This window comes from Ectothiorhodospira shaposhnikovii, from assembly GCF_016584105.1.
GTDB lineage: Bacteria > Pseudomonadota > Gammaproteobacteria > Ectothiorhodospirales > Ectothiorhodospiraceae > Ectothiorhodospira > Ectothiorhodospira shaposhnikovii.
This window is the reverse complement of record NZ_NRSM01000058.1, coordinates 1-5,847: the sequence shown is the minus strand read 5'-3', so window position 1 is coordinate 5,847 and position 5,847 is coordinate 1. Positions and strand designations below refer to the sequence as shown.

Here is a 5,847-nt window from a genome sequence, read left to right as displayed (position 1 = left end):
GGTTACGGACTGCCGGACTTCGCAGAGGAACTCAACTACGGGGTCGATCTATCAACCATCTGAGGGTGGTATCAGGTTGGTGGGGTGAAGGTGCCCCATCAACCATTAAATCCGTATACCCAAAAAAACATCCTATCATTGCCGACCACACAGCGACCCTCATCATCCGGATGTGCAAGGGCCCACATACAAAAACAGGCCCGGAGGAGAACCGACCGATGCAAGTCACCAGACGCCAGTTCATGAAGCTCTGCGGCGTCGGGCTGGGATCATCCAGCCTGGCGGTCATGGGCTTCTCCCCCACCGAACTTCAGGCCTCGGTGCGCCAGTTCAAGCTGGCCCGCACCAGGGAAACCCGCAGCACCTGTCCCTACTGCTCCGTCAGTTGCGGCGTGATCCTCTATACCAGAGGTTCCGGCGCCAAGAATGCCAAGGCCGCCCTGGTGCACGTGGAAGGCGACCCGGACAACCCGGTGAACCGGGGTACGCTCTGCCCCAAGGGGGCCGGGCTCATGGACATGATCAACAGCGACAGCCGCCTGCGTCAGCCCCAGTACCGGGCCCCAGGCTCGGATCAGTGGCAGACCATCTCCTGGGATGAGGCCGTCACCCGCATCGCCCGTCTGATGAAGGATGACCGCGATGCCAACTTCATGGAATTCAATGACCAGGGGCAGCGGGTCAACCGCTGGAACACCACCGGTTTTCTGGCCAGCTCCGCCGCCGCCAATGAAAGCGGCTACCTGACCGCCAAGACCGCCCGTGCCTACGGCATGACGGCGGTGGATACCCAGGCACGCATCTGACACGCCCCGACGGTGGCCAGTCTGGCCCCGACGTTCGGCAGAGGTGCAATGACCAATCACTGGGTCGACATCAAAAATGCCGACCTGATCCTCATCATGGGCGGCAACGCGGCCGAGGCCCATCCCTGCGGCTTCAAGTGGGTCACCGAGGCCAAGGCCAACCGGGGCGCAAAACTGGTGGTGGTGGATCCCCGCTTCACCCGCTCCGCCGCTGTCTCCGACTACTACGCTCCCGTGCGGGTAGGCTCCGATATTGCCTTCCTCGGCGGTGTCATCCGCTATCTGCTGGAGACCGGACAGATCAATCACGAATACGTGGCCCATTACACCAATGCGGCCCTGATCGTGAAGGATGAGTATGGTTTTGCGGACGGTCTGTTCTCCGGCTACGACGAGGTCAATCGCCGCTATGACCGCAGTTCCTGGGGTTACGAGCTGGGCGAGGACGGCTACGTGCGGGCGGATGAGACCCTGCAGCACCCCCGCTGCGTCTACCAGCTGATGAAGACCCACTTCGATCGCTATACCCCCGAGGTGGTCAGTCGCATCACCGGCACACCGGAAGACCGTTTCCTGAAGATCTGCGAGATGATCGGCGAGACCTCCCGGCCCGACAAGGTGATGACCATCATGTACGCCCTGGGCTGGACCCAGCACAGCGTCGGCTCCCAGAACATCCGCACCATGGCCATGATCCAGCTGTTGCTGGGCAACATGGGCATGCCGGGCGGCGGCGTCAACGCGCTACGGGGCCATGCCAACGTGCAGGGCATCACGGACATGAACCTGGTCACCACCAACCTGCCCGGCTACCTGGGACTGCCCGGCGATGACGACCAGAGCTTTGAGGGCTTCATGGACAAGCGTGCCCTCAAGCCCGTGCGCCCGGGCCAGATGAGCTTCTGGCAGAACTATCCCAAGTTCCATGTCAGCCTGATGAAGGCCTGGTGGGGCGAACACGCCAACGCCGACAACGGCTTCGCCTGGGACTACCTGCCCCACGTGGACAAGCCCTATGACGTGCTGCAGATGTTCGAACTGATGCACGCCGGGCAGATGAACGGGTTCCTCTGTCAGGGCTTCAACCCGCTGGCGGCGGTGTCCCACAAGGCCAAGATGAGCACCGCCCTGGCACGCCTGAAATACATGGTGGTGATGGACCCCCTGGCCACGGAAACGTCGGAATTCTGGCGCAATTTCGGCGAGTTCAATCCGGTCAATACCCGCCAGATCCAGACCGAGGTCTTCCGCCTGCCCACCACCCTGTTTGCCGAGGAAGACGGCACCTTCACCAACTCCGGACGGGTCATCGCCTGGAAGGAGAAGGCAGTGGATCCTCCGGGCGGCGCCCGCACCGACCGGCGCATCATCGCCAGCCTGTACCTGGAACTGAAGCGACTCTACGAGGAGGAAGGCGGCACCTACCCGGACCCCATCGTCAATCTGCACTGGCCCTACGGCAATCCGGACGAACCCTCGGCGCCGGAACTGCTGCGGGAGATCTCCGGCCGGGCGCTGCAGGACATCGGCGATATACCCGCCGGGCGCCAGCTGGCCGGTTTCGGCCAGCTCAGGGACGACGGCGGCACCGCCTGCGGCAACTGGCTCTACAGCGGCTGCTGGTCGGCGGAGGGCAACCTCACCGCCCGCCGCGACACCGCGGACCCCTCCGGCCTGGGTATTTACCCCGGCTGGGGCTTTGCCTGGCCGGCCAATCGGCGCATCCTCTACAACCGCGCCGCCTGCGACACCCAGGGCAAGCCCTGGGATCCCCGCCGGGCTCCCATTGCCTGGGACGGCAGTCGCTGGAGCGGGCCGGACATCCCCGACATGCGGCCCACCGCCGCCCCCGGGGAACAGGTCAGTCCCTTCATCATGCTGCCCGAAGGGGTGGCGCGACTGTTTGCGGGCATGAACGACGGTCCCTTCCCCGAGCATTACGAACCCTTCGAGAGTCCCCTGGGCTACAACCCGCTCCATCCCGACCAGCCCGCGGTGACCAGCAACCCGGCGGCCCGGGTGTTCGCCAACGACTGGGCTAGTTTCGGCACCGCCCGGGACTTCCCCTACGCCGCCACCACCTACCGGCTCACGGAGCACATGCACTTCTGGACCAAGCACTCCCTGGCCAACGCCATCGTCCAGCCGTCCCAGTTCATCGAGATCGGCGAAGCCCTGGCGCGGGAAAAGGGGATCGCCAACGGCGACCGGGTCACGGTGGAGTCCAACCGGGGGGAGATCACCGCCACCGCGGTGGTCACCAAACGCATCAAGCCCCTGCGGGTGGAGGGCCGCACGGTACACACGGTGGGCATTCCCATCCACTGGGGCTTCACCGGCGTGGCCAACAAGGGCTACCTGGCGAACGTGCTCACGCCGTTCGTGGGCGATGCCAACTCCCAGACGCCTGAGTTCAAGGCGTTCCTCGTCAACATCGAGAAGGCCTGAGGAGGTGCGCCATGGCATCCATGCAAAGTCTTGATATCAAGAACCGCTCGGCCACCAGCCTGCCCTCCCCCAGCGTGCGCAGTCACACGGAACTGGCCAAGCTCATCGACGTGTCCAAGTGCATCGGTTGCAAGGCCTGTCAGGTGGCCTGCATGGAATGGAATGACCTGCGGGGACCGGTGGGGGAAAACACCGGCGTCTACGACAACCCCCAGGACCTGAACGAGCACACCTGGACCCTGATGCGCTTCTCGGAAGTGGAACCGGATGACTTCTCCTTTGAATGGCTCATCCGCAAGGACGGCTGCATGCACTGCGACGATCCGGGCTGCCTCAAGGCCTGCCCGGCCCCCGGAGCCATCGTGCAGTATGCCAACGGCATCGTGGACTTCATCTCGGAGAAATGCATCGGCTGCGGCTACTGCATCGCCGGCTGTCCCTTCGACATCCCGCGCCTGTCCCGGGCGGACAACCGGGCCTACAAGTGCACCCTGTGTTCCGACCGGGTGGCCGTGGGCCTGGAACCGGCCTGCGTCACCACCTGCCCCACCGGCTGCATCACCTTCGGCACCAAGGAGGACATGAAACAGCAGGCGGTCCTGCGCATTGCCGACCTCAACAGCCGGGGTTACGACAACGCCGGACTCTACGACCCGCCCGGCGTGGGCGGCACCCATGTCATGTACGTGCTGCAGCATGCGGATCGACCCGGGCTATACCATGGCCTGCCCGAAGACCCGCGCATCAGTCCCATGGTGGGATTCTGGCAGGGCATCACCAAGCCCCTGGCCATCGGTGCCCTGGCCCTGCTGGCCATGGCGTCCTTCCTGCACTTCATCAAGCACGGCCCCAATGTGGCGGAGGACGACGACGACGCCCCCTCCCGCGACAAGACCCGGGACCGCAAGGAGGAATCCAGCCATGTCGAATAAAGACGATATCCGGCGCTACAAGGACGGGGAACGACTGCACCACTGGATCGTGGCCATCACCTTCATCCTCCTGGCCATGTCGGGGCTGGCCCTGTTCCATCCGTCCCTGTACTGGCTCACCAACCTCTTCGGCGGCGGCCAGTGGACCCGCATCCTGCACCCCTTCATCGGCCTGGTGATGTTCGTGTCGGTGATGGTGCTGATGGTGCGATTCTGGCGTCACAATCTCGTCAACCGGGATGACCTGCGCTGGATCCGCTACCTGCCCGACGCCCTGCACAAACGGGAAGGCCGCCTGCCCCCGGTGGGTCGCTACAACGCCGGCCAGAAGATCATCTACTGGTCCACGGTCATCGGCATGTTCCTGCTGCTGTTCTCCGGGCTGATCATGTGGCAACCCTACTTCGCCCCGGTCTTCCCCATCGGTCTGGTGCGGTTCGCCATCCTGGTGCATGCCTTCAGCGCCATCCTGCTGATGATGGTCATCATCCTGCACATCTATGCCGCCATCTGGGTCAAGGGCAGCCTGCAGGCCATGGTCAAGGGCACGGTAAGCCGGACCTGGGCGAAGAAGCACCACCCCCTGTGGTACCGGGAAGTCACCCAGGAGGAGCGTAAATGACCGACATCCTGCGGCCGGGAGAGATCCAGGGTCCCGGCACCCCGCCACCGTTCCTGAAGCTGCCCGACCCGGGCAGCCTGTTCACCCGGAGGGCGGAACGGTTTCAGGTACTGGCCCAGGATCATCCGGTGGAGGCCTTCCTGCTGTTCATGGCCGCCCTGGCCCAGGCCCAGCACCGCCTGGTGGAGACACTGACCGGCACGGCCCCGGACACCTTGCCCCGGCCCACCCCCCGGGGACTGCCTTTCCCGGCGGCCGATCTGCCGGACATCCGCCACTGGCAACCCGGTCTACGGTCATTGCTGGAAGAGATCGAACCGTCGGCTCCGGCCCCCACCCGGGCCGCCATCCGGCGACTGCGGAGCATGTCCGGCCCGGATCTGGTTGCCATGGCCAGGGAGATCCTCGGTGGCCATGGCAGTGCCCCGGACCCGGCCGCCGCCCCGTTGCTGGCGGCAGCCCTGCAGGCCCACTGGAGTGTGTGGGTCGGACAAACGGCAATGGAGGACATCCCGGCACAGACCGAGGCCACCCACTGCCCCGTCTGCGGCAGCGCCCCGGTGGCGGGGGTGATCCACAGCGGCGGCGGTGCCCATGGTCGCCGCACCCTGCACTGCAGCCTGTGCCAGACCCAGTGGCACCTGGAGCGGCTCAAGTGCAGCCACTGCCATGCCACCACCGATCTGGAGTATCCGGGTCTGGAAGACCATCACCCCGGGGTCAGGGCCGAAGTCTGCGGCCACTGCCACAGCTATCTCAAGCTCATCAGTCTGGAAACCGATCCCCGGGCCGACCCGGTGGCCGACCATCTGGCCACCCTCACCCTGGACCTGCTGCTGGGGGAAGAAGGCTACGCCCCCAACGGCATCAATCTGCTGCTTTATCTGGAAGAGGCACCCGCCACCACCCCATGATCAGGAACCTCCATCACCCCAGTGCCGCGTGACGGCCGAGTCAGGGACCATGACCACCAGAACAGACACCGAACGCTCTCCACCACCCACCAGCACCGCCCCCAGCAGCAGGTCCAGGGTGAGGG

The 5,847-nt window shown here is 64.9% G+C and carries 5 protein-coding genes; all 5 read left to right on the top strand.

The genetic code is table 11. The annotated features are described in order from the left end of the window. Positions 1-218: 218 nt before the first annotated feature. From CKO35_RS18680 to fdhE, 5 genes are read left to right on the top strand one after another with little or no spacing between them, the layout of a single operon-like run. A complete protein-coding gene (locus CKO35_RS18680) occupies positions 219-806 on the top strand; it encodes a molybdopterin-binding domain-containing protein (protein ID WP_200177322.1) in 588 nt (195 codons plus the stop codon). A gap of 12 nt (positions 807-818) precedes the next feature. Continuing rightward, complete coding sequence (fdnG, locus tag CKO35_RS17085; RefSeq protein WP_200177321.1) at positions 819-3,254, top strand: formate dehydrogenase-N subunit alpha; 2,436 nt, start codon at positions 819-821, stop codon at positions 3,252-3,254. An 11-nt stretch (positions 3,255-3,265) separates the two neighbouring features. Continuing rightward, positions 3,266-4,186 carry a formate dehydrogenase subunit beta gene (gene fdxH / locus CKO35_RS17080; RefSeq protein WP_200177320.1) on the top strand — a complete coding sequence of 307 codons (921 nt, stop codon included), beginning with the start codon at positions 3,266-3,268 and terminating at the stop codon, positions 4,184-4,186. Next, positions 4,176-4,808 (top strand): formate dehydrogenase subunit gamma, encoded by a 633-nt coding sequence (locus tag CKO35_RS17075; protein WP_200177319.1) that lies wholly within the window; start codon positions 4,176-4,178, stop codon positions 4,806-4,808. The genes fdxH and CKO35_RS17075 overlap by 11 nt, the downstream gene beginning before the upstream one ends. Continuing rightward, on the top strand, positions 4,805-5,722 hold the full coding sequence (fdhE, locus tag CKO35_RS17070) for a formate dehydrogenase accessory protein FdhE (RefSeq protein ID WP_200177318.1): 918 nt from the start codon (positions 4,805-4,807) through the stop codon (positions 5,720-5,722). Before CKO35_RS17075 ends, fdhE begins: the two co-directional genes overlap by 4 nt. Positions 5,723-5,847 lie beyond the last annotated feature (125 nt).

Coding starts and splice junctions, on each gene's coding strand:
- CKO35_RS18680 (WP_200177322.1), top strand. CDS start 219: ATGCAAGTCACCAGACGCCAGTTCATGAAGCTCTGCGGCGTCGGGCTG.
- fdxH (WP_200177320.1), top strand. CDS start 3,266: ATGGCATCCATGCAAAGTCTTGATATCAAGAACCGCTCGGCCACCAGC.
- CKO35_RS17075 (WP_200177319.1), top strand. CDS start 4,176: ATGTCGAATAAAGACGATATCCGGCGCTACAAGGACGGGGAACGACTG.
- fdhE (WP_200177318.1), top strand. CDS start 4,805: ATGACCGACATCCTGCGGCCGGGAGAGATCCAGGGTCCCGGCACCCCG.